The organism is Thauera sp. 27 (assembly GCF_000310125.2).
Lineage (GTDB): Bacteria > Pseudomonadota > Gammaproteobacteria > Burkholderiales > Rhodocyclaceae > Thauera > Thauera mechernichensis.
In genome coordinates this window covers 32,408-56,462 of record NZ_AMXB01000014.1, presented here as the reverse complement: position 1 = coordinate 56,462, position 24,055 = coordinate 32,408, and the positions used below count along the sequence as shown (strand labels likewise).

At 67.9% G+C, this 24,055-nt stretch carries 22 protein-coding genes; 13 read left to right on the top strand and 9 right to left on the bottom strand.

Going from position 1 to position 24,055, the window contains the following annotated elements:
* Positions 1-6 precede the first annotated feature (6 nt).
* From B447_RS22715 to B447_RS09595, 3 genes are read left to right on the top strand one after another with little or no spacing between them, the layout of a single operon-like run.
* Entirely contained in the window at positions 7-1,164 is a 1,158-nt protein-coding gene (locus B447_RS22715; protein WP_002939110.1) for an acyl-CoA dehydrogenase family protein, read from the top strand.
* A gap of 56 nt (positions 1,165-1,220) precedes the next feature.
* Positions 1,221-2,237, top strand: a complete 1,017-nt coding sequence (locus B447_RS09600; protein ID WP_002939109.1) for an NAD(P)H-dependent flavin oxidoreductase — start codon at positions 1,221-1,223, stop codon at positions 2,235-2,237.
* Between the two features lie 2 nt (positions 2,238-2,239).
* Entirely contained in the window at positions 2,240-2,911 is a 672-nt protein-coding gene (locus tag B447_RS09595) for an EthD domain-containing protein (protein WP_002939108.1), read from the top strand.
* An 8-nt stretch (positions 2,912-2,919) separates the two neighbouring features.
* On the opposite strand, the gene B447_RS09590 is transcribed toward B447_RS09595, so the two are convergent.
* The 7 genes from B447_RS09590 to B447_RS09560 form a co-directional block, all read right to left on the bottom strand.
* The gene (locus B447_RS09590; protein WP_002939107.1) at positions 2,920-3,309 is read right to left on the bottom strand and encodes a type II toxin-antitoxin system RelE/ParE family toxin; all 390 of its coding nucleotides are present in this window, start codon (positions 3,307-3,309) and stop codon (positions 2,920-2,922) included.
* Entirely contained in the window at positions 3,306-3,599 is a 294-nt protein-coding gene (locus B447_RS09585; RefSeq protein ID WP_002939106.1) for a type II toxin-antitoxin system Phd/YefM family antitoxin, read from the bottom strand. Before B447_RS09585 ends, B447_RS09590 begins: the two co-directional genes overlap by 4 nt.
* Before the next feature lie 62 nt (positions 3,600-3,661).
* The gene (locus B447_RS09580) at positions 3,662-4,546 is read right to left on the bottom strand and encodes an alpha/beta fold hydrolase (protein WP_002939104.1); all 885 of its coding nucleotides are present in this window, start codon (positions 4,544-4,546) and stop codon (positions 3,662-3,664) included.
* A 4-nt stretch (positions 4,547-4,550) separates the two neighbouring features.
* A complete protein-coding gene (locus tag B447_RS09575; RefSeq protein WP_002939102.1) occupies positions 4,551-5,837 on the bottom strand; it encodes a hypothetical protein in 1,287 nt (428 codons plus the stop codon).
* Between the two features lie 72 nt (positions 5,838-5,909).
* Positions 5,910-7,460 carry an arylsulfatase gene (locus B447_RS09570; RefSeq protein ID WP_002939100.1) on the bottom strand — a complete coding sequence of 517 codons (1,551 nt, stop codon included), beginning with the start codon at positions 7,458-7,460 and terminating at the stop codon, positions 5,910-5,912.
* Positions 7,461-7,470: 10 nt separating this feature from the next.
* Positions 7,471-8,760 (bottom strand): anaerobic sulfatase maturase, encoded by a 1,290-nt coding sequence (locus B447_RS09565; RefSeq protein WP_002939099.1) that lies wholly within the window; start codon positions 8,758-8,760, stop codon positions 7,471-7,473.
* Positions 8,757-9,926 carry a hypothetical protein gene (locus tag B447_RS09560; protein ID WP_002939098.1) on the bottom strand — a complete coding sequence of 390 codons (1,170 nt, stop codon included), beginning with the start codon at positions 9,924-9,926 and terminating at the stop codon, positions 8,757-8,759. Before B447_RS09560 ends, B447_RS09565 begins: the two co-directional genes overlap by 4 nt.
* A 192-nt stretch (positions 9,927-10,118) precedes the next feature.
* Between B447_RS09560 and B447_RS09555 the strand changes: the two genes are divergently transcribed.
* From B447_RS09555 to B447_RS09525, 7 genes are all read left to right on the top strand, one after another.
* The gene (locus B447_RS09555) at positions 10,119-10,871 is read left to right on the top strand and encodes a TetR/AcrR family transcriptional regulator (RefSeq protein ID WP_232431602.1); all 753 of its coding nucleotides are present in this window, start codon (positions 10,119-10,121) and stop codon (positions 10,869-10,871) included.
* Positions 10,872-11,029: 158 nt separating this feature from the next.
* Positions 11,030-12,136, top strand: coding sequence for a phosphotransferase family protein (locus B447_RS09550; protein ID WP_002939094.1), 1,107 nt, complete (start codon positions 11,030-11,032; stop codon positions 12,134-12,136).
* A complete protein-coding gene (locus B447_RS09545) occupies positions 12,130-13,230 on the top strand; it encodes a hypothetical protein (protein WP_002939092.1) in 1,101 nt (366 codons plus the stop codon). The genes B447_RS09550 and B447_RS09545 overlap by 7 nt, the downstream gene beginning before the upstream one ends.
* Before the next feature lie 40 nt (positions 13,231-13,270).
* Positions 13,271-14,062, top strand: coding sequence for an enoyl-CoA hydratase-related protein (locus tag B447_RS09540; RefSeq protein WP_002939090.1), 792 nt, complete (start codon positions 13,271-13,273; stop codon positions 14,060-14,062).
* 76 nt (positions 14,063-14,138) lie between these two features.
* Positions 14,139-14,825, top strand: coding sequence for a nitroreductase (locus B447_RS09535; RefSeq protein ID WP_002939088.1), 687 nt, complete (start codon positions 14,139-14,141; stop codon positions 14,823-14,825).
* A 1-nt stretch (position 14,826) separates the two neighbouring features.
* Positions 14,827-16,431: a GMC family oxidoreductase gene (locus B447_RS09530; RefSeq protein WP_002939086.1), complete on the top strand. Its 1,605-nt coding sequence runs from the start codon at positions 14,827-14,829 to the stop codon at positions 16,429-16,431.
* A gap of 30 nt (positions 16,432-16,461) precedes the next feature.
* Entirely contained in the window at positions 16,462-17,913 is a 1,452-nt protein-coding gene (locus B447_RS09525; RefSeq protein WP_002939085.1) for an aldehyde dehydrogenase family protein, read from the top strand.
* 36 nt (positions 17,914-17,949) lie between these two features.
* On the opposite strand, the gene B447_RS09520 is transcribed toward B447_RS09525, so the two are convergent.
* Entirely contained in the window at positions 17,950-18,237 is a 288-nt protein-coding gene (locus tag B447_RS09520) for a hypothetical protein (protein WP_002939082.1), read from the bottom strand.
* Positions 18,238-18,321: 84 nt separating this feature from the next.
* Positions 18,322-19,428, bottom strand: coding sequence for a Rieske 2Fe-2S domain-containing protein (locus tag B447_RS09515; protein ID WP_002939080.1), 1,107 nt, complete (start codon positions 19,426-19,428; stop codon positions 18,322-18,324).
* A gap of 253 nt (positions 19,429-19,681) precedes the next feature.
* Here B447_RS09515 and B447_RS09510 point away from each other — a divergent pair, with 253 nt between their 5' ends.
* The 3 genes from B447_RS09510 (at position 19,682) to B447_RS09500 (ending at position 24,028) form a co-directional block, all read left to right on the top strand.
* Complete coding sequence (locus B447_RS09510; RefSeq protein WP_002939078.1) at positions 19,682-20,755, top strand: MBL fold metallo-hydrolase; 1,074 nt, start codon at positions 19,682-19,684, stop codon at positions 20,753-20,755.
* Between the two features lie 16 nt (positions 20,756-20,771).
* Complete coding sequence (locus B447_RS09505) at positions 20,772-22,472, top strand: class I adenylate-forming enzyme family protein (protein ID WP_002939077.1); 1,701 nt, start codon at positions 20,772-20,774, stop codon at positions 22,470-22,472.
* A gap of 173 nt (positions 22,473-22,645) precedes the next feature.
* The gene (locus B447_RS09500) at positions 22,646-24,028 is read left to right on the top strand and encodes a DUF1329 domain-containing protein (RefSeq protein WP_002939075.1); all 1,383 of its coding nucleotides are present in this window, start codon (positions 22,646-22,648) and stop codon (positions 24,026-24,028) included.
* Positions 24,029-24,055 lie beyond the last annotated feature (27 nt).

Sequence of the window (24,055 nt, the reverse complement as noted above, 5' to 3'; positions counted from 1 at the left end):
ATGAGCATGAACGAACAGGAATTTCGCCAGGAAGTCGCCGACTGGATGGCGACCCACCTGACGGGCCGCTTCGCCTGCCTGAAACACCGCGGCGGCCCCGGTGACGAGGAAGCCTATCCGGCGCTGCGCAAGGAATGGGAGCAGGCGCTGGCCGCGGGCGGCTGGGTCGGCCTGGGCTGGCCGAAGGAGCACGGCGGGCGCGACCTGCCGCTGGCGCTGCAGCTCGCCTTCCATGAGGAATACGTGCGCGCCGGCGGGCCGGGCCGCATCGGCCACATCGGCGAGACGCTGATGGCGCCGACGCTGATTGCGCTCGGCACGCCTGCACAGCAGGCCCGCTTCCTGCCCGGTATCCGCGAAGGGCGTGAGTACTGGGCGCAGGGCTACTCCGAGCCGGGCGCCGGTTCAGATCTCGCCGCCATCACCACGCGCTGCTGGCAGGACGAGGACGGTCGCTGGCGGCTGCAGGGGCAGAAGGTATGGACCTCGCTCGCACACGAGTCGGACTGGGTGTTCGTCATTGCCCGCAGCACGCCCGGTTCGGTGGGGCGCGAAGGGCTGTCCTTCCTGCTCGTGCCGCTCGACCAGCCGGGCGTCGACATTCACCCGATCCGCCAGATGACCGGTGAGGCCGAGTTCAACTCGGTGTTCTTCGACGGCGCGGTGACCGAGGCCGACTGCATCGTCGGCAAGCCGGGCGAGGGCTGGAAGGTGGCGATGGCATTGCTCGGCTTCGAGCGCGGTGTATCCACGCTCGGCCAGCAGATGCACTTCATCCATGAGCTGCAGCTGGTGGTCGACGTCGCGCGCGGCAATGGCGCTGCGCGCGACCCGGCCATCCGCCAGCGCATCGCCGACGCCTGGGTGGGCCTGCAGGGCCTGCGCTACAACGGCCTGCGCATGCTGGAAGAGGACACCAGCTCGACCACGGTGAGGCCCGAGGCGCTGATCTACAAGTACGCGTGGTCGAACTGGCACCGCGAGCTTGGCCAGCTGGCGATGGATGTGATCGGCGTGGCGGGCGACGTGCGCTCGGACGACGACGCGGTACGCCGCCTGCAGCAGGTGTTCTTCTTCTCGCGTGCCGACACCATCTATGCCGGCACCAACGAGATCCAGCTCAACATCATCGCCGAGCGTGGGTTGGGCATGCCGCGCGCTTGAGCGCCTGCGCGCAAGCATGACCGCCTGCAGGACGACATTTTCCCGGAGAAGATGGGATGCCCATTCCCGACCTGTTCCGCGGGCGGCTCGCGCTGCCGCTGATCGGTTCGCCGATGTTCCTCGCCAGTGGCCAGGCGCTGGTGCTGGCACAGTGCAAGGCCGGCGTTGCCGGCAGCTTCCCGACGCTGAACGCGCGCACGCCCGAGCTGCTCGACCAGTGGCTGACACACATTGCGGCGGATCTGGCGGCCTGGGATCGCGCGCATCCTGAGCGCCCGGCTGCGCCCTATGGTGCCAACCTGATCCTGCACAGATCCAATCCGCGGCGCGACGCCGACCTTGATTGCGTGGTCAGGCACCGGGTGCCCTTCGTGATCACCTCGGTGGGCCGCCCGGATGCGGTGGTCGAGCGTGTGCACGACTACGGCGGGCTGGTGTTCCACGATGTCATCAACGTCGAGCATGCGCGCAAGGCTGCCGCCAGTGGCGTGGATGGCCTGATTCTCGTGTGTGCGGGCGCCGGTGGCCACGGCGGCACGATGTCGCCTTTTGCACTGGTGGCCGAAGTGCGTGCGTTCTGGGACGGTCCCCTGCTGCTGGCGGGCGCCTTGTCGAGCGGGCGAGCATTGCGTGCCGCCGAGGTCATGGGCGCCGACCTGGGCTACATGGGGACGCGCTTCATCGCCACCCGCGAGGCCGCGGCCGATGCCGCGCACAAGGACATGATCGTGCGCGACGGCGCGGCGGACATCGTCTACACCCCGGTGTTCAGCGGCATCTGGGCCAACTACCTGAAGAACAGCGTGCGCGCGGCGGGGATCGACCCCGACGGGCTCGATGGCCGCCAGGACGGCGGCAAGGACGACCTCTTCGCCGGGCTCGACGCCAAGCCCAAGGCGTGGAAGGAGGTGTGGTCGGCCGGACAGGGCATCGGCAGCATCCACGACGTGCCCTCGGTGGCCGAGCTGGTGGCGCGCATGAAGCGCGAATACACCGAGGCCGCCGCGCAGCCGGCCGTGTTTGCCGGATCCGCCGCGATATCGGTCGAAGCGTCGGCCGGAGCGGGGGCATAAACATGCGGTGGAAGATGATCTACCTCGCGCGGCGCAACCCCGCGCTGGCGCCCGAGGACTTTCCGCAGGCCTGGCGCGAGCACTCGGCGCTCGGCCGCGAATGCCGCAACGTGCAGGACAAGGTCAAGGCGGTGCGCCAGTGCTCGCGCGTGCTCGACCGACCGGGCGTGCCGCGCGGCGCCAGTGCCGACTACGACGGCGTCAACCTGCTGTCGCTGCGCGACCGCCAGGCTGCCGACGACATCTGGAACGACGAGGAGACGCTGCGCATCATGCGGCCCGACGAGCCGCGGGTGTTCTCGACCTACGTGCGCGACTTCACCCTGGTCGCAAGCGAGCAGGTGCTGGTCGACGGCGCGGAGACCGGCGTGTGTCTGGTGCTGTTCCTGCGCGCGCGGCGGGGGCAGCGCTTGCAGGCGCGTGGCCTCGCCGGCGCCCTCGCCGCGCCGTGGTCGGCTGGGACGCGCCTGGTATGGAACGAGGTGGTGGGCGAGCGACCGCCCGGCTACGAATACGACGCGATCGTCGAGGCCTGGTATGAATCGGTCGATGCCGTGGCCGCAGCGTTCGCCGGCCCGCCGGTGTGGCACTGGCTGCCGCCGGCCTTGGCAGACGCTGTCGATACCGCCGGGTCGGTGTGCATGTTCACCCGGATTACGCACCGGCGGCCCTGAGCGCCGTTTCAGCAGGGGCGATCGGGTTTCCCGAGATCAAAGTCGAGCTGGCGGTGATGGCGGATCGCGAGCAGATGCACGGTCTCGGGCAGTCGTGCGTAGAGGATCAGGTAGTTCGTCAGTACGTACTCGCGGATGCTGCCTGCGGCGTCCAGAGCGCTCAATGACTCGATCACCGCTTCGCGCTTGAATTGCGCTTCCATCGAGTCGGCGGAGCGGGCGAGATGGTCACGCCCGATGTCGGGATGCCGCTCAAGCATGGGGATCACGCGTTCCGACAACTCATCCAGCAGTCGATCGAAGGCCTCGGGTGCTTCGGCTCGGGTCAGAAAGGCTTCGATCTCATCCAGATTGCGCTCGAAGTTGTGCGTGATCCGCACCGCGGTCGGCCTGCTCATGCTCGCGAGCGCACCTGCTTGCGCTCCGCCAGTGCTTCCCTCGCGTCACGCGTGCGGCCGGACGCAAGGTCCTGCAGGCCCCGCTGCACTTCGTCCAGCATCACCAGATGGAGATGGGCTTGCTCCAGTCGATGGTAGTAGTCGAGCCGGTCAGCATCGACGAGCGCAACGTAGCTCTCACCGTTCTTGGTGATGATCTTCTCTGCACCGGCTTTGACCTGCTCGGCCAGTTCGGACAACTGCGCGCGCGCTGAAGTCAGCGACACGATGTCTTGGGCTGTGATCGTCATGGCAGAACCTCCATGTACAGAATTAAGTGCTGAATTCTAGAGCATCGAGCGGACGGCGAACATCACCGTTCTTCAGGCGTATCCAGGTAGCGCAGGATGTGCAAGGCCACCGCTTCGGCCTGCTCCGGCAGCAGGGCGTGGCCGGCGTTGGCGATGACATGGCGGGTCGCCCGCTCGCCGAGCTGTGTCGCAAGCTTCTCCGAGTCTGCGGGCGCGGCGGCAGTGTCGTCGGCCGGCTGCAGGATCAGCATCGGCGCCGAGCCGCCATGGCTCCAGCTCGAATAGGATTGTGCGGTGGTCGCGCGCGTCTGGTGCAGTGCCGCGAGCGGATACCAGCCCTTGACCCAGGCCGCGGGCACGGTTTCGCCCGCGAAGAAGGCGAGCGCGATCGCCGCGTCCCGCGCTGCGCCGTCGAAACCGAACACCGCCTTGCGGATCGCGGCGTTGATGTCGGGCGGGGGCGGCTTGCCGCCCCCAGCGGCCAGCAAGACGAGCTTGCGCACTCTCTCCGGATGATTGACGGCGAACACACGGGCAACCCGGTTGCCGTACGCGTGGCCGACTACCGCGTGCGCAGTGGCGACGCCCTCGGCGTCGAGCACGGCGGCGATGTCAGCGGCGTAGTCGGCCAGGCTCACATCCAGGCTGCCGAACGCCGACCCCTCTATGCCCTGCGGCTGAATGGCCAGGCTGCGATAGCCGGCATCCGCCAGCGCCTGGGCCAGCTGATTGAAGTCGGCCGCAGAGCGGGCGAAGCTGGGCAATAGCACCACTGCCTCGCCTTGACCAAGACGGTGGTAGACCAGGTCACCTGCTGGGCCGCCGATGACGATGCGCGTGCCAGCAGCAGCCTCAGCGCGTCGGTCCTGCAGGACGACAATGAGGCCGGCAATCAGCAGCAGTATCACGATCAGCGTGCAGGCCACCGAACGTTTCAGCATGGTCATGGTTCTAGTCTCCCGACGACAGATCGTTCAGGAACTGCTGGAGTGCCCGGTCGAAAGGGGCCAGCAGGGCGGGAGAGGTGACATCCGGCTGGTCGCGGGGTGTGTGGAAGTAGCGATGACTGCCGACGAAGCCAGCCACCGGATAGCCCGCATCGCGGTACAGCGTCAGCTCGCCGCCGCGGCTTTCCGGCAGATGCTCGACGGGCAACACCCTGATGGCGGTGACTTCCGCGAGTGCGCGATGCAACCGCTCCTGGAGCTGCTCGTTCGCAAATGCGTAGCTGTTCGGCTGCATTCGTTCCAGCGGTACAGCACGACCGTCGCGAATCTCCCAGTCGCGGGTGCCGATCGAGGCGCCTAGATGCAGCCACGCACGCACGGCCTCGGGGGGCGGCAGAACGCCTTCGCCGAGTAGAGTGCGGGCGCCAAGGTAGTCCAGCTCGTGCCCGCTTGCAGCGACGAACAGATAGTTCGTGCGCCCCTCCTGCGCGGCCATCGCGCGCGCGAGGCTGAGCCACAACGCGACACCGGGGCCGCGTTCGCCTGCGGCGCCGAACCAGCCACTGGTCGGGGTCGAGACGACAACCCACGGACCCGTGCCGCGCCGTACGCGGCCCAACAGATTGATGCCATGGGCCTCCTCCTGAACGCCCGTGACGCGCAAGGTGACGTCCTGGCCGAGCGCCTGCCTGATCGTTGGAGCACTGGAGGCCGGAACGATCAATACAGGCAGCGGCAGCGGCGCCTGTACATGAGGGGGCTTGGCATTCTGTTGGTAGAGCTTGCCCGAAGGGTGGTCGATCGCGAGAACGAGTCCGACGGCGCCGGCCGTGGCGGCCCGTTCAGCCCAAAGGGCGACGTCAACTTCATGCCAGACGCCGGCCGTGTCGCCATCGACCCAGGCGATCGAGTTCGTCGGGCCCTCCAGCCCGCCGTCGGCACGCAGTTGGACCAGGGGCGCCGGTGTGCCGGATGGCGGTGTGATTGCCGGGAACCAGGCCGGGAATCCCGCCACGGTGCCACCGGCGGTGATCAACTCTGCCGAGTCGGGGACGAAGCGGTTCACGCTGAAGGGGCGGCGCTCCACCGAAATGCCGGCGGCCTCGATTTCGCGGGCCATCCAAGCGCTGGTCTCAAGGTCTGCGGGTGTTCCGGTCCGGTGCGCGCCGAAGGATGCGTACTTGTTGAGATCATCAAACAGCCGGCCCCCTGGGGCGGGTTCGGCGATGGCTGCCGAGCCGATGAAGAAGCTGATCAGTGCGGCGCAGCCGAGGAGCTTTGGATCAGTCATACGAGCTCCTGAGGGCAGCATGCCCGCATGGTGTAGAGGATGCGTCCGTGGAAGGGCTTGTTGCGGTGTCGCTCATTGCGCGCCCATCCGCAGGGAGCCGCCCTTCTGCCGTGGCGGGCAGGCCTGGAGGCTGGCAAGGTGGGCGCCGACTGCGTCCGCTACCTGGCCGCCGAAAGCCACCCCCATCCGCATGGCGAGGTCGTTGCTTTTTTGCCCGCCGTGTTGCTCATAGGGATCCATGCGCAGGTTGAACACCAGCGAGCTCGGCTTGTGGCTGTCGAAGAAGCCCTCGCGCGTCTGGAAGTGGCTCTTCCAGGGACCGATGCGGATCGCGGTGTATTTGCTCTCGTCGTAGTAGTGGACCACGTTGCGCGCCGACGGGGCTTCGCCGGTCCAGTGGGCCAGGTTATCCACACCGTCGATGCAGACCTGATGGCTCTTGCGCAGGCGTTCCGCCACACCTGTCACCCCGGCGGCGGCGGCCAGCGTGGTGAACAGGTCCTCGTGCGTCTGGATGCCGTTGGATACCGAGCCGGCAGGGATCGCCGCCGGCCAGCGCACCAGCATCGGCACCCGCACGCCGCCCTCCCAGGTGGTGGCCTTCTCGCCGCGGAAGGGGGTGGTGCCGCCATCGGGCCACCAGGCCGACATGGCGCCGTTATCCGTGGTGTAGATGACGATGGTGTCGCGCGCGATGCCCAGCTTGTCGAGGTGGGCGAGCAACTGGCCGACGTGGCCGTCGTGCTCCATCATGCCGCTGCCGAATACGTCGAACTCGGACGAGATGTCATTGGCCAGGCTGCGGGATTCCTCCTTCAGGTGGGTGTAGATGTGCATGCGCGTCGGGTTGAACCAGGCGAAGAAGGGCTCACCGGCCTGGGCCGCGCGCTCCATGAAGTCCTGCGTGCGGGCGAGGAATTCCTCGTCCGCGGTTTCCATGCGTTTCGAGGTCAGCGCGCCGGTGTCCTTGCAGCGCTGCTTGCCCCAGGCGCCGAAGCGGGGGTCGGGGGCACTGTCGTCGGTGGCGCTGGCGACGCAGTCGAGCACGCCGCGCGGGCGGTAGCGGCTGTTGAAGCCGGGGTCCTGTTTCCACATCGCCAGCTCGGGCTCTTCCTCGGTATTGAGGTGGTAGAGATTGCCGAAGAACTCGTCGAAGCCGTGCACCGTAGGCAGATGCTCATTGCGGTCGCCGAGGTGGTTCTTGCCGAACTGGCCGGTACGATAGCCGGCGCTCTTGAGCACTTTCGCCAGGGTCGGATCGCGCGCGTCCAGCCCGACCGGCGAGCCGGGCAGGCCGACGGTGGTGAGGCCGGTGCGGATCGGCAGCTGGCCGGTGATGAAGGCGCCGCGCCCCGGGGTGGAGCTGGGGTGGGCGTAGTGGTCGGTAAACAGCAGGCCTTCGCGGGCGATGCGGTCGATGTTGGGCGTGGGCACCATCATGCCGTGGCTGTACGCGCCGACGTTGGTGTGGCCGACGTCGTCGCTCATGATCACCAGGATGTTGGGTGGCTTGGCCTGCGCCTTGGCGGGCGCCGTGCCGGCGAGGGCCGCGGCGAGCATGGCACCGGCGAGGGCCCGTCGGGGGTTTGTGCCGGGTGTCCGCATCGGTCGGTTCTTGTTCATGGCTGTCTCCTCAGTTTGGGATGATCGGACCCGGTGTACGCACACCGAGCCGGCGCCGGATTTCCGGCATGTCCCGCGTGACGCGGGCGTAGAAGGCGGCGAGGCCTTCGCACAGGTAGTTCAGGCCGGGCTCGCCTTCCGGTGTGCGCAGCAAGCGGTTCTTCGGGCACTCGCCCCAGCACAGCTGCAGCTGCGGGCAGCGCCGGCAGTGACCAGGCAGGCTGTCGTGCTTGGCGAGGCCGAAGCGGACCTGCTTGTCGGCGAAGGCGAGGTCGCCCTGGTGCACCTCGCGGATGTTGCCGAGGCGGTACTCCGGATAGACGAAGTGGTCGCAGGCATAGAGTTCGCCGTCGTGCTCCAGCGCCATCGCCTTGCCGCATACCGGCGCGCTGGTGCACATCTGCGCAGGCAGGCCGAGCGATTGCGCGACCGCGGTCTCGAACACATTGATGTGCAGGCGGCCGAAGTCCTGCGCCAGCCATTCCGCCCACACGGCACACAGGAAGTCGCCATAGTCGCGGGCATCGACCGACCACTCGGTGACGATGGACAGCGGGTGGTCGGGCCGTGTGCGTGGCGTGCCGAGCAGCGGCATGTCGGCCGGTCGGGCGAGACCGGGCGCGCGCAGCTTGAAGTCGCGGGTCTCGACGCAGGGCGTGAACTGGATGCGGAAGCTGCCCGGGATCGCGCGCAGGCTGCGATAGACCTCGAGCGGCGCGCGCGCGACGTCGCGATTGACCACGCACAGCAGGGAGAAGGGGACCTCGGCCACCGCCAGCCGATTGGCGGCGGCGATGACGCGATCGTAGGTGGGCTCGCCGCCCTTGGTCGGGCGGTAGCGGTCGTGCAGTTCGCGGGTGCCGTCCACGCTGAGGCCGACGACGAGGCCGTGGGCCTTCAGGAAGGCGACCCATTCGTCGTCGAGCAGCAGGCCGTTGGTCTGCAGGTCGTTCTCGATGCGCTGGCCGGGCTTGCGGTGGCGCGCCTGCAGTTCGACCACGCGGCGGAAGAAGTCCAGCCCCATCACCGTGGGTTCGCCGCCCTGCCAGGAGAACACCACCTCGTCGCCGGTCTGGGCCTCGATGTACTGGCGGATGTGGGTCTCCAGCAGCCCCGTGTCCATGCGCGCGTTGCGACCGTGCTGCAGCAGGTCGGTCTTGTGCAGGTAGAAGCAGTACGGACAGTCGAGGTTGCACAGCGCGCCGGCCGGCTTGACCATGACGTGGTAGCGGTAGTGCCGCCCCGGCGGCAGCGCGGGCAGCTTGCAGCGCGGGGCCGCGCTTGCGACGGGCGTGCTCATGCGGGCAGGCCGAGTTCGGGCAAGTCGAATTCGGGCCAGGCGCCGGACACGTAGGTCTGACAGTTGCCCCAGCCGGTGGCGCCCGTGGCGCTGTCGACGACCTCGATCATGCAGTCGCGGAACTGGTTGAGGATGGCGACCGCTTCGGGCTGCGAACAGTCGGCGAAGTGCTCGCCCTCGACGTGCAATGGGCCGCGGTAGCTGCCATGGTTCTTGCCGTCGAGTCGGTGGTAGCCACCGCCGCCAAGGTGGAAGCCGGTATCGCCCAGCGGGCGCGCGCGCAGTTCGCGGGTGCTGCCGTCGGCCATGCGCAGATGAAAGACGCCGCCGAGCAGACGGCGGTTGCGCGGGTCGAAACGCAGCGCGGGCTCGATCGCCGCGACCGGCACCCGGCGCCCGTCGGCGTATTCGAAGTGGCCTTGCACCTGCTTCTGTTCGAAGCCCTGGGCGGCGTAATGCAGGTAGTACTGGTGATAGGCGTAGGTGCTGCCGTCGGCCGCCTGGAAATAGAGCGGGTTCCAGATCGCGAGCACGCGCATGTGGGCGGAGTCCACCGGCTCGGGCGCGAGGTCGGTGAGCGGCTGGCCGACCGCCGGGCGGATGCCCCAGGAGTGGTCGCGGGTCATGATCCAGGTGTCGGGCGTCACCTCGGTGCGCCGGCCCTCGAGCTCGACCCAGCCGCGGGCATGGCCGGTCTGGTGGTAGCGGATCTGGTCCGCGGTACGGCGGTAGCCGGTGAGGCCACGGCGGTCTTCGCGCGCCTCGACGAAGCAGGGCACGATGCCTTCGAGCTCGAGGTCGAAGGCGATCGGCTGCACGTCGGTCGCGTCCAGCCTTACGCGGATGCGCCTGAGCGGCTCGATGACCTCGTAGTGGAGGGGGCCGACGCCGATGCTGTCGGGCGCGCGCGACAACGCGCGGCTGGCCTGCACCGCCCATTGCGCGACCCCGCGCGAGACGCCGCCGTAGCCATCGACCACGTTGCGGTTCACATATTTGCCGAAGCCGAAGCCCACCTGCAGCGAGCCGTCGCGCGCGGCAGCCATGCCGCACACCTTCTCCGTCCATGCGGGGTCGGTGTGCGCGACGCTGGCGAAGGTATCGACGATCTGATGGTTGAAGCCTTCGTCGGCGGCCAGCAGTGGTCCGATGCTGCCTCCGCTCATGGCGTGTCTCCGTGTGCTTTCATGTCCTGTCTCCAGCTTTGTTAGAGTTGAGATGTCCGCGGTGAAAGCGTGTGTCCGAAAGTATGGGACGTGCGCCCGCAGGTCTGGAATTCGTATTGCAGGGCGCCGCATCCGGGATGCAGGTTGCTGATTTGAATATGGAAAATGGCATTTCCCGCGACGTCTGCGGACATGCCTCGCATTCTCATGGCCAGCAAGAAGACTTTACTCATCGACGTACCCGCCCCCGGGCGCCTGCCCGCTCCCCGCAAGCTGCCCACCCAGTCGCGTTCGCGCTCGCTGGTGACGGCACTGGTCGAGGCCTGCATCCACATCCTGGAGCGCGAGGGGGCGGAGGCGCTGACGGTGAACCGGCTTGCCGAGGTCTCGGGCGTCGCCGTCGGCTCGATCTACCAGTACTTCCCTAACAAGGAGGCGGTGGTCAGCGTCGTTTTCAACCACATCCTCCATGAGGAGGTCACCGTCCATGTGCCAGCGCTGCGCGAACGCGTCACGGGCATGCCGCTGGCAGGCGCGCTGCGCGAGATCCTGGAGAACATGGTGCGAGTGGAACTGCGCCTGTACCGCTTGCACCGCGAGTTCCACCTGCGTTACCACGCGGACCTGCAGGTGGGGATGCGCCTGGGCCCCTACGAAAGCTCGCGCCAGTACATCGATGACGCCTGGGGGCCTTTCGTCGCGCTCTACGTGCCCGACATGGATCCGGTGCGGCGTGACATGAGCGCGTACATGCTGTGCATGGCGCTGAGGTCGACGATCCGCGTGGGTCTGGAGGACGCGCCCGAGCGTGTCGAATCGCCGGTGTTCCTGGACTGCCTGCTGGCCATGGCGCTTGGCGTGCTCGATCCGCGACTCCCCCCCGAGCCTGATGCGCCGGGCGTCGGCCAGAATGCGACCGGTGCACGGCCGGCACCGCCTTCTTGACATGTATCGCTTTTAAAAACAGGGCCTTGGCTTCGTTGTTCGGGTTGCGCCAATGCGAATCGCAGCCCTTTCCTGCGCTCCCTATACTGGCTTCGTCCTGACTGCTCCGCAGCTGCGGGGCGCTCGGGCGCCGAAGACGGTGACAAGGAGACTCCCGCATGAACCAGGATCCCGCCGCGATCGTCGCGGCGCTGGCAAGCTGGCTGGCCGAACGCTGGCCGCACAAGCGCAGCATCGAACTGGTGGATGTACGCCCGCCGATCCAGGGTTTTTCGAACGAAACCTGGCTGCTCGACCTGTTGTGGGAAGAGGAGGGCGTGCGCGAACGCATCCCGCTCGTGCTGCGCCTGCAACCTGCCGACATTGCACTTTTCCCGCACTACGATCTGTCGATCCAGTATCGCTGCATGGCCCGCCTGGCCGGTAGCGACGTTCCCGTGCCGCGCCTGCTTGGCGAGGCGGGCGTCCTGTCGGATGAAACCAGCCCGCTCGGGCGGCCCTTCTACCTGATGGAGCGCATGCCCGGCCGTGCGCCCACCGAGAACCCGCTCTACCACCTCGACGGCTGGCTGCACGCGCTGCCCGTTGAGCGGCGCCGTGGAGTGTGGTTGAACGGCGTAGAGATGATGGCGCGCGTCAATCGGCTCGACGTGGCGGTGCTCGGCCTCAATTTTCTCGATACGCCCACGATGGGTGAGTCGCCGCTCGATCGCCAGTTGCGCAGTCTGCGCGACTTCCTCGCCTGGGCCGAGTCGCTTGCCGAGCCGTATCCGCTGCTGCGTGCTGCGCTCGCATGGCTCGAGGCGAACCGGCCGCAGGGTGGGCCGGTGGGCCTGTGCTGGGGCGATGCCAAGCTCGGCAACTGCCTGTTCGACGAGGACGACGATCGCTGCACCGGCGTGCTCGACTGGGAGTCGGCGCACCTGGGCAACCCGGTGGACGATCTCGGCTGGTGGCTCATGCTCGATCGCTCGCTGTGCGATGGCTACGGCTATCCACGCCTCGAGGGCCTGCCTTCGCGCGACGAGACCATTGCCCACTGGGAACGCCACAGCGGCCTGAAGGCGGACAACCTGGCCTACTACGAGCTGTTCTGCGCCTTCAAGTTCGCCCTCATCATGGCGCGCATCGGCTGCCTGTTCATGGACCGCGGCTTCGTTGCGCGCGAACAGCGCATGGACCTGAACAACGGTGGCAGCAGCATCCTGCGCATCCTCGCTGCCGAGCAGGGGCTACCGTTCGTGCAGGGAGGCGAAGCATGCTGACGGCCGCCGACGATTACCCGGTCCATCAGCTGCCCGAGCCGGTGGCTTTTGCCGGCAGCGACCGCAACTTCTACGACCGTTACTACTTCCAGGGCTATGACGCCGCCGGCAAGGTGTTCTTCGGTGCGGCGCTTGGCGTCTACCCCCACCTGAACATCATCGACGCGGCCTTCATGATCCAGCGCGACGGCGTTCAGCACAGCGTCTTCGCTTCCCGCCATCTCGATCACGAACGCATGGATACCCGGGTGGGCCCGATTGCAGTCGAGGTGCGCGAGCCGCTCAAGCGCTTGCGCGTGGCGGTGGACGATGCCGCCCACAACTTCAAGGCCGTGCTGGAATTCACAGGGCTTGCCGCGCCGGTCGAGGAGCCGCGCTTCACCCATCGTGCGGGGGCGCTCACCGTGCTGGACCTGACGCGCATGACTCAGGGCGGCACCTGGGAGGGCGAAATCGCACTCGGCGACGAGTGTCTCGCGGTGCATGGCTGGCGCGGTGCGCGCGACCGCTCCTGGGGCGTGCGCCCGCTGGGCCCGCGCGACACGCGCCCCCATGCCCCTGCAGGTGAGCCGCAGTGGTACTGGCTGTGGGCGCCGCTGCATTTCGACGACTGCATGCTCTTCTTCCACACCAACGACGATGCCCAGGGGCAGGGCTGGAACCGCGCTGCGGTGCTGGTGCCGGTCGACGGTGGCGCGCCGCAGAAGCTGGCGTCGGTCAGGCATCAGGCCGCGTACCGGCCGGGCACGCGTCAGCTTGCCGGGCTGCGCATCAGCGCGACCTTGCCCGCAGGTGGCGAAATCGTGGTCGAGCTGAACTGTGGCGAGGTCGTCTACAAGCAGGGCGAGGGCTACAACCACCCTGTATGGGGGCACGGCATGTATCACGGCGTCTTTGAGACCGCGTTCCAGACCCTGGATACCCGAGTGCTCGACCCCAACGATTTCGCCCAGGTGCATCTGCACGCACTGTGCAGCGCTGAACTGCACCGACCCGGTCAGGCGCCCCGTCGCGGCCAGGGTGTGGTGGAACAGATGATCGTCGGCGCGCATGCGCCGAGCGGGTTCAAGGGGTTGCTCGACGTCGCTGCGTGAGACGTTCAGCCCGATCTGATGTGCACAGGATTGAATAACGATGAGCAAGGTTCTGACCCGAATCGACGGCCATGTATTGACCGTCACCATCAACCGGCCCGAGGCGATGAATGCGCTCGACCCGGAAACCCAGGCGCTGATGTCCGCGGCCTTCGACGCCTTCGCGGCCGATGACGAACTCTGGATCGCCGTCGTGCGTGGCGCGGGCGGGCGGGCGTTCTCGGCCGGCGGCGACATCCGTGCGATGCGCACCGCGCTCGAAGGCGGTGCCCCCTACACCATTCCCGCCACCGGCTACGGCGGCCTCACCAGCCGCTTCGATCTCGACAAGCCGGTGATCGCCGCGGTCGAGGGCATCGCCATGGGCGGCGGCTTCGAGGTCGCGATGGCCTGCGACCTCGTGCTCGCCAACCGCAGCGCCAGCTTCGCACTGCCCGAGCCGCGCATCGGCGCCGTCGCCTACGCTGGCGGCATGCACCGCCTGCCGCGCCAGATCGGCATGAAGCGGGCGATGGAACTGCTGCTGACGGCGCGCAGCATCGACGCCGAGCAGGCGGCGGAGTGGGGGCTGGTGAACGAGGTGGTGGACGACGGCGCCATGGACTTCGCCATCGCGCGCTGGTGCGCGCTGCTGTGCGCCAACGCGCCGCTGGCGCTGCGCGCGACCAAGGCCGCGGTGCGCGACGGCCTGGCGCTGCCGCTCGACGAGGCGATCCGCCGCCAGGATGCCGGGGGCTACCCGGCCATCGAGGCCATGCGCGGCAGCCGCGACGTGGTCGAGGGCATCATGGCCTTCAACCAGAAGCGCGCACCGTCATGGGAGGGGCGCTGATCCGCGACCACGCTGGCGCGCCCCTGCACTCATGCATCAGGCCGATCCTTCGGCCTCAACCCGGATGAACCTCTCCATGCAACAGACTGATACCGATCTCGCGGCGGCCTTCGCCGACATCGTCGCGCGGCGCGCGTCGACACGTGCCTTTCTCGCCGAACCGCTGCCGCGCGCCGACATCGAGCGCGCCCTCGCGCTCGCCTGCCGGGCGCCCTCGAACTGCAACACGCAGCCGTGGACCGTCGCCGTGGCGTCCGGCGCTACCCGCGACCGTCTCGCGGCAGCCATCTCCGCCGACATGATGCGCGGCCACATGGCGCCGGACCTGCCCTACGACGGCCGCTATGCCGGCGTGTACCGCGAGCGCCAGGTTGCCGCCGCCGAAGCCCTCTATGGCGCAGCCGGCATCGCGCGCGACGACAAGGCCGGGCGCCAGGCGCAGTTCATGCGCAACTACGCGTTCTTCGGCGCGCCGCATGTGGCCTTCTTCTTCCTGCCCGCAGGTTTCGGCATCCGCGAGGCTGCCGACCTGGGCATGTGCGCGCAGACCTTCATGCTGGCGCTCACGAGCATGGGGTATGCGAGCTGCCCGCAGACTGCACTCAGTTTCCATCCCGAGCGCGTGCGCGCCGAGTTCGACATCGCCCCCGGCGCCCAGCTCCTGTTCGGCGTGTCCTTCGGCCGCCCCGACCCCGCCGCGCCGGTCAATGAGGCGCGCGTCGGGCGCGACGTGGCCGCCTGCACCCTGATCCGGGAGGATTGAGATGGACAGCTTCGACTATGTCGTGGTGGGCGCAGGCAGCGCCGGCTGCGCGGTCGCTGCCCGCCTCTCGGAAGACCCTGCCTGCAGCGTGCTGCTGCTCGAGGCCGGCGGGCGCGACGACAACCTGATGATCGACATGCCCGCCGGCTGGGGCAAGACGCAGGAGCCGTCCAGCGCTTTCAACTGGGCGTTCGAGACCGAGGCCGAGCCTGGTCTTGGCGGCAGGCGCGTGCCCCTGCCGCGCGGCAAGGTGCTGGGCGGCAGTTCGGCGATCAACGGTCTGCTCTATGTCCGCGGCCAGCACGAGGACTACGACGACTGGGTCGCCGCGGGGGCGCCGGGTTGGGGTTGGGCCGAGATGGCGCCTTACTTCCGCCGCATGGAGCGCAACCTGGGCATTGTCGATGAGCACCATGGCGAGGACGGCCCGATCACGGTGTCCGACCTGGTCGACCCGACGCCGCTGGCCGAGGTGATGATCCGTGCCGCCGAGCAGGCGGGCGTTCCCCGCACCCGCGACTTCAACGGCGCGCGCCAGGAGGGCGTCGGGCCCTACCAGGCGACGATCGCGCAAGCACGCCGGTGTTCGGCGGCGCATGGCTATCTGCGCCCGGCACGCGCGCGGCAGAACCTCACGGTGCACACGGGCGCGATGGTTGCCGGCGTGGTGATCGAGGGCGGGCGGGCGACCGGGGTGCGCTACCGTCTCGGCGGGCAGGAGCGGGTCGCTGCAGCGCGCGCCGAGGTGATCCTGTGCGCCGGCGCCATCGGCTCGCCACAGATCCTGATGCTGTCGGGCATCGGCCCGGGTGCGGAGCTGGCGCGCCACGGCATCCCGGTGCGCGTCGATGCGCCCGCCGTGGGCGCTGACCTGCAGGACCACCTGGTGGTGCCGCTGATGTGGCGGCTGCGCGACGGCCAGCCGTCCATGAACCCGCGCCTGGGCGGGGCGCGCGTGCTGCTCGAAGTGCTGAACTACCTCGTGCGCAAGCGCGGGGCGATGACCATGCCGGCGGCCGAGGTCGGCATCTTCCTGCGCAGTCGGCAGGATGTCGTACGCCCGGACCTGCAGTTCCACGTGTTGCCGCTCTCGGGCGACCTGGACGGCGAAGACAAGAAGCTGCATGCCTTTCCGGGCTACACGCTGGCGCCCAACGTGTGCCGGCCGAGTTCGCGCGGCGCAGTCAGCCTCGCGTCGGCCGATCCCGCTGCGCGGCCGCGCCTGCGCATGAACTACCTGAGCACTGACCACGATGTCGAGCTCACGCTGGCGGGCATGGAATGGGCGCGGCGCATCGCCGCGGCCCCGGCGCTGGCGGCGATCACGGCGGGCGAGGTATATCCCGGGACGGCCGCGACCACGCGCGAGCAGCTGGTGGACTATGCCCGCCGTGCCGGCACCACCGGACATCATCCGGTGGGCACCTGCCGCATGGGCAATGACGCCGCCGCCGTGGTCGATACCACGCTGGCGGTGCGCGGTGTGACCGGCCTGCGCGTGGCCGACGCCTCGGTGATGCCGCGGCTGATCTCGGGCAACACCAATGCCACCGCGATCGTCATCGGCGAGCGCGCGGCCGAGCTCGCCCGCGCCGCACGATGCTGATGCCGAATGCCACCTGAAGCGAGGATCGAGATGAAGATGAACAGTGAAGAGGTGGCGCGCCTGCAGGCGGCAGACGAGACGGTGCTGCGCGCCTGCCTCGCGGCGATGAAGGCTGCGCAAACGCGTGACGGCCCGCCGGATGTGGCGCTGCGCATGGATCGCCTGACACGGCTGATGGTCCTGCTGCGCGATCGGGCGGACGATTTCTGTGCCGCCCTCGACGCCGACTTTGACGGGCGCGCGCGCGAGACCTCGCTGATGAGCGACGTCATGGCGACCTTCAACACGGTCAAGTACGCGCGTGGGCGGGTACGACGCTGGATGAAGCCCGAGCGGCGCGACGGTGTCGTCCCGTTCAACCTGTTCGGGGCCCGGGTCGATGTCCAGCGCATGCCCAAGGGGGTGGTGGGCATCCTGGGGCCGTGGAACGTGCCGCTATTCACCACCCTGGCGCCGCTGGCATTCGCGCTCGCTGCAGGCAACCGCGCGATGCTCAAGCCGTCGGAGTTCGTGCCGCGTACGTCGGCCCTGCTGCAGTCGGCAGTGCAGGATGTGTTCGCGGCAGACGAGGTGGCCGTGTTCACCGGCGATGCTGCGGTTGCCGGCGCTTTCAGCGCCTTGCCCTTCGATCACCTGGTGTTTACCGGTAGCACGACGACCGGCATCCGGGTGATGCGGGCGGCAGCCGAAAATCTTGTGCCGGTCACGCTCGAGTTGGGCGGCAAGTCGCCGGTGATCGTCGGTCGCAGCGCAGATGTGGGCCTCGCCGCGGAGCGCATCGTGACTGCGAAGGTGATGAACGGCGGGCAGGTCTGTGTCAGCCCGGACACGGTGCATGTCGCGGACGAGCTCGTCGAGCCCTTCATCGTGGCGTGCGAGGCGGTCCACCGCCGCCTGTTCCCGCCGGCGGCGGGCGATGCCGCGTTGACGTCCGTCATCGACGCGCGCCACTTCGCCCGCATCCGCGGCTACGTGGACGAGATTCGCTCGGCAGGCGGGCGTGTCGTGGACTGCGGTGGAGGCCTGGCCACAGGCGGCCGCAAGCTGGCGCTGCATCTGGTCGTCGATCCGCCAGCCGGCAGCCGGATTGCACGGGAGGAGATCTTCGGCCCCGTGCTGCAGGTGGAGCGCTATGCGGACATCGCCGCGGTCATCGACCGCATCAACGCCGCTCCGCGTCCGCTTGCGCTGTATTACTTCGGTACCGACCGTGCCGAGGAGCGCCAGGTCCTCGAGCGCACCCTGTCCGGCGGCGTGGCAATCAACGACGTGATGCTGCAGGTCGCCGCACACGATGCGCCCTTCGGCGGTGTCGGCGCCTCGGGCATGGGGGTGTATCACGGGCGCGAGGGGTTCAACGAGTTCTGCCATCCGCGCACCGTGTATCGCAGCGGCTGGTGGGACCCGCGCAAGGCTTTGGGGCTGGTGCCGCCGTATTCGAAGAAGCTATACGGGCGCTTGTCGAAAGCGCTCAGGGTGTGACGCATCGCGGCCCCGTCTCGACGGGGCCGCGCCGTTTCAGAGCAGTGCGCCGATCGCGAACGGCAGCCCGACCAGTCCGGCCCAGCCGAGCCGTCCCCAGGTGGCGAGCGCGGCCGACTGATGATTCCACAGCCCGAGCGCGCCGAACGCGCCCATCGCACCGGCGCCGTCGATCCACAAGCCAGCCAGCCCACCCAGGCCGAGCAGCCCGAGTGCGCGGATGCCCCCGCCTGCGCGTTCGCGCGCAACCGGTTTGCGCAGGCCTGCGAGTCCGGCCAGGCCGATAAGGCCGATCAGCCCCAGTAGCGGTACCACTTGCATCATGTTGCAGGTTCTCCGGGTGCGGAAGAAAAAAAGGCCTGCTTTAGAGGGCAGGCCATCAAGGCTGAAACGGACGAGGGAGGTGGGTCAGGCGACCGCTTCAGGTTCGGTGTAGGGCGCGATGCCCTTGGGTACGTAGTAGCCCTCGCACTGCTCGAGGTACTCGTTCTTCTTCGCGCGCGGGTTGTAGAACTGCTTGTACCAGATGCGCGCCTTCATGAACGGGCCGTCGCTCGGGATGAAGAGACCGTTCAGGCAGGGGCCCTTGTTGGTCCACACCTCGAAGTCCTGTGCGAAGGCGAGGCGGCTGGATTCCTGGAACTGGCGTGCGGCGATCGTGTCCGGCAGCGTTGCCACGGCATTGCCGCCGGGCGACTTGACCAGCAGTGCATGCCACACCTTGAGCGAACCGTCATCGACCGGGGTGTGCGTGATCATCAGCACCGCGTCGTACAGGCCGGTGAGGTGGGAGATCAGCACGCCGGGGCCGTGGTACACGGTGATCGTGTGCAGGACGGGGCTGACGCCGTTTTCACCCACCAGCGTGCGGTGCGGGCCGCACTGGCGCTGGATGGCGTGGTGGCCCTTGAACTCGTTCTCGTAGCGCTGCACGGTCGAGCCGTGGATCGGGCTGAGATGGCCGTAGTCGCAGATGTTGTCGATCACTTCCTGCGGATGCTGCTGGAGCATGCCGAGGTGGTCGAACTTCCAGTGCACCCAGGCCGGGTCGTTCCATTCCTTGAGGCTGGGGTGGTCCCACTCGGGTTCGCCGCCCTCGGGGTCGTACCACACCCAGATCGCGCCCAGGCTCTCGACCACCGGCCAGGACTTGACGCTTGCTGCGGCAGGGATCGGACCTTCGTGGTAGGGGATGTCGTTGCACTTGCCGTCGGCGCCGAAGCGCCAGCCGTGGTAAGGGCAGCGAATGCCGTCACCGTCGACGTTGGAGCCGCCGCCGTCCAGCACCACGTAGGAGGTGTTGTTCGGCGCGGCGAGGTGGGTCTTCATGTGCGGGCAGTAGGCATCGAGCAGCACGACCTTGCCGGTCTCGCGGCCACGGTAGAGCGCGAAGTCCTGGCCGAAGAAGCGTACCGACAAGGGCTTGTGGGTATTGAGCTCGGCCGCTTCGGCGATCATGAACCAGCCGCGCGGAAAGGTGAATTCACCAAGGCGATAGTCTTTTGTCGTGGCCATGAGGCCCTCCTCCTCGTCAATGCGTGTTTTGGATTGGTCGCTCGGTGCCCATGCCACACCCTGCGATGCGACCCGATTCTGGTCGCGCCGGCAACGGGGCACATCCTCTGTTTGGACGATGGTCAAGGCCGGGGTGGCGTTGGTGGTAGCGGACGGGCATCGTCCTTTTGGACGTGTTCCCGGCACCCGCTGCCGCATAAGGTGCGGAGCGATAAGGACTAGAACGACCACGACAGTGGCCAACGGAGGCGACATGGCTGAACCCCGGAGCGCACCACGCGCACAGACCCCCCCGGTCGACGAACAGATCGAGTTCCCGCATGAGGCGCCGACGCCCGACGGCGCCGCCGTCACGCTTGCACCCGGCGTGCTGTGGGTGCGCATGCCGATGCCGATGCAGCTCGACCACATCAACGTGTATCTGCTGCGCGACGGCGACGGCTGGTTCATCGTCGATACCGGCCTCAACACCGAGCGCACCCGTGCGCTCTGGGACGAGGTGATGGCGCGGCATTTCGACGGGCTGCCGCTAAAGGGCGTGATCTGCACGCATTTCCACTACGACCACGCCGGGCTGTCGGCGTGGCTCACCGAGCGCCACGCGGTGCCCCTCTACATGACGCATGGCGAGTACTACACCATGCGCACGCTGGCCGGGCCCCCGCCCGAGCCGCTGCCCGGTTCGCTGCTGCAGTTCTACCTGCGTGCGGGGATGCCGCGCGAGCGTGTCGACGAGATGTTCGCCAAGCTGCGCCGCGACCCCTTCATGCCGCCTCAGCCGCGCGCCTTCAGCCGTCTGCGCGAGGCACAGGTGCTGACGATCGGCGGGCGCGCGTGGCGTGTGGTGATCGGCGAGGGGCACTCGCCCGAGCATGCCTGCCTGTACTGCGAGTCCGATCGTCTGCTGATCGCCGGCGACCAGTTGTTGCCGCGCATCACCTCCAACGTTCTGGTGACCGATATCGAGCCCGAGGCCAACCCGCTGCAGCTGTGGCTGGACTCGCTGGACCGCCTTGCCTGCCTGGCGCCCGGCACCCTGGTGCTGCCCTCTCACGAGCGCGTGTTCAGCGGGCTGCACCGCCGGGTGCACGAGCTGCAGGTGCATCATCAGGGGCAGTTCGATATCGTGCGGGACCACCTGCAGGCGTCGGGCGCGTCCACCGCGTTCGAGGCCAAGGCAAGACTCTTTTCCCGTCCGCTCAGTGCCGTCGAGGACATGATGGCGCTGGGCGAGACCATTGCACACCTCTCCTGGCTGCGTTACGCCGGCCAGGTCCGACGGGTGCTGGACGATGACGGCATGTATCGCTTCAGCCTCGCGAACTGATCTTCAGGAGTGACCCATGTCCCAGCTTTCCGAACTTGCCCATAAGGTCCGCGCCCAACTGACGGCGCCCGGAGCGCCCTTCGAAGTCGTCGAAGAGGTGGTCCGTGGCCAGGCCTTCCGCGTCTATCGCAACGCCTTTCGCACGCTGCCCGAGCTGCTCGCCAGCGCGCGTGCACATGGCGACAAGCCCTTCATCGTCTATCAGGGCGAAACCTGGACCTTTGCGCGCTTCTTCGCCGAGGCCGACGCGCTCGCGGCGCAGATGCGCGAGTGGGGTCTGGGGCCGGGGGCGAGGGTCGCCATCGCCATGCGCAACCGGCCCGAATGGGGAGTGGCCTTTGTCGCTGCGGCGCTGATCGGCGCGGTACCGGCGCCGCTCAACAGCTTCGGCCTGGGAGAGGAGTTGCACGACGCGCTCGCCGATGTCGAGCCGCAGCTGTTCGTGTGCGACGTCGAGCGCCTCGAGCGCGTCGGTGGCGCTGTCCGTGTTGGCGGCTGCCGCGTGCTGTGTGTTGGCGATGGGGCCGTGCCTGCGGGCGTGGCGGCGTATGCCGAGCTGGCCGCGCGCGCCGCAACGCCTGCTGCGCTCCCCGCGCTGCAGCCCGACGACCCGGCCCTGATCCTGTTCACCTCGGGCGCCACCAGCCGCGCCAAGGGCGTGCTGTCCTCGCAGCGTGCGGTGTGCCAGGCCTTGTTCAACATCGACTTCATCGGCGCGCTGTCGGGCATGACCTCGCCCGAGGTGGTCGCCGCGCTGATGGCGCGTGGCCTGCCGCCGACCACGCTGACCGCGGTGCCGCTCTTCCACGTCAGCGGCCTGCACGCCCAGCTGCTGACTTCGTTGCGCAACGGCCGGCGCCTGGTCTTCATGCCGCGCTGGGACCCGGAGAAGGCGATCGAGTTGATCCGCGCCGAGCGCATCACCCAGTTCAATGGTGCGCCGTCGATGGTCATGCAACTGCTTGCTCAGCCCGGCTTCGACGACCCCGCCGTCACCGGCAGCCTGGGCGGGCTGGGCTTCGGCGGCGCAGGCCTGCCGCAGCGCCTGATCGACGAGGTGATGCAGCGCAAGCCGAATTCGATGTCGGGCATCGGCTTCGGGCTGACCGAGACCAATGGCGTCGCCGCAGCGACCTCGGGCAGCCTGTTCGCTTACAAGCCGCGCAGCTCGGGCCTGACCTCGCCGATCATCGAAGTGCGGGTGGTGGATGCCGCTGGGCAGCCGCTGCCACAGGGCGAGCAGGGCGAGATCTGGCTGCGCGGCGTCACCGTCATGGACGGCTACTGGCGCAATCCGGAGGCGAGTGCAGCGGCCATGAGCGAAGGCTGGTTCCGCACCGGGGACGTCGGCTACCTGGACGAGGAGGACTTCCTGTTCGTCGTCGATCGGATCAAGGACGTGATCAACCGCTGCGGCGAAAAGATCGCCGCCGCCGAGGTCGAGTCCTGCCTGCTGCATCTGCCGGATGTCCTCGAGGCCGCGGTATTCGCCGTGCCGGACGAAGACACCGGCGAAGCGGTGGCCGCGGTGCTGTCGGTGCGCGAAGACTCGGCCCTGGACGCCGAGGCCGTACGCGCGCACGTCGCTGCCCACCTGGCGGCCTACAAGGTGCCGGCGGTGGTGCAGGTGCGCAGCCAGGCGCTGCCGCGCAATCCGGCCGGAAAGCTGCTCAAGGGCCAACTGCGCGCGGCCTTCGTCGCTGCGCCCGAGCACTGAGTTATTTCCACTTCTGGACTTGATTTAGTCCCATCGGACGATGTGACGAGTGACCCAGCGGAAAAACAATGGCACCGGATGCAAAAGCAGCGCTTTGGGAAAACCGCCCTGCCTGCATCCGGTCAGCCGGATCAATCGGGACACTTAGAACGCCCACCAGGAAGGAGACGTAAATGATCAAGACCCGCATCTGGGTACCCGTCATGACGACGATCGCGTTGTCGATGACTGCGAGCAGTGCCATGGCCAAGGTCAGCGAGGCCGAAGCCGCCAAGTTGGGCAAGGAGCTGACCTGCGTGGGTGCCGAAGCCGCCGCGAATGCCGATGGCAGCATCCCCGCCTTCTCCGGCAAATGGCTGGGCAAGCCGCCGCACGTGGAATACACGCCGCACGTTGGTCAGCATCCGGTGGACGTGTACCCCGAGGACAAGCCGCTGTTCGAGATCACCGCGGCCAACTACGAGCAGTACGCCGACAAGCTGAGCGAAGGCCAGGTCGGGATGTTCAAGCGCTTCCCGGATACTTTCCGCATGCCGGTGTATCAGAGCCGTCGTGATTTCCGCTATCCGGACATCATCTGCGAGCTGGCCAAGAAGAACGCGCTCGAGGCCGAGCTCATCGATGGCGGCCTGGGCTACACCGGCTACAAGGGCCCGGTCGGCTTCCCGATCCCGAAGGAGCCGATGGAAGTCCTGGCCAACATGAACTTCCCTTACCGCGCGTTCACCGAGCACGTCGTTCGTGACATCGCGGACGTTTCCTCGAACGGCAGCATCACCTGGGGGCGCCAGGTCAACAAGAACCTCAACGTCGTCACTTCGCCGGGCGAACTGGGCAAACCGATGGAGGGCCTGATGGCCTACTCGATCTCGGGCACGCTGCTGCCCGAGCGCGACCGCGGCAGCTTCACCGCCTCGCAGGAACCGGTCAACTTTGCGCGCGCCAAGCGTCTGGCCTGGCAGTACGACCCGGGCACCCGCCGCGTGCGTCAGCTGCCGACCTACGGCTTCGACTCTCCCATGGGTGGTACCAGCGGCAAGATGACCATCGACCAGGACCGCCTGATGAACGGCGATCCCAGCCGTTACGAGTGGACCCTGCAGGGCAAGAAGGAGATGTACATCCCCGCCAACGCCTACCGCATCCATTCCAAGGACGTGAAGTACGCCGACCTGCTGACGAAGGGGCATGCCAAGCCCGACTACATGCGCTACGAGCTGCGTCGTGTCTGGGTGCTCGAAGGCAAGCTCAAGGAGGGTTTCCGCCACGCCTTTGGCAAGCGCGTGCTGTTCATCGACGAGGACAACTGGCAGGCCTCGGTGGGCGACTACTACGACCAGCGCGGCCAGCTCTGGCAGCACGCCTTCATCAACCACTTCTACGCTTTCGACCTCAACGCCTGGCAGGCCGGCACCGCCTTCTACCACGACCTCAACGCCGGAGCCTACGTTGGCTTCAACCTGATCCAGGAGCGTGACAAGGCGTGGGTGCTGAACGCCGGCGACCTGACCCCCGACATGTACACCCCCGCCGCGCTGCGTGCGATGGGCCAGTGAGCGATCCAAGCAAACGATAGGGAGCAC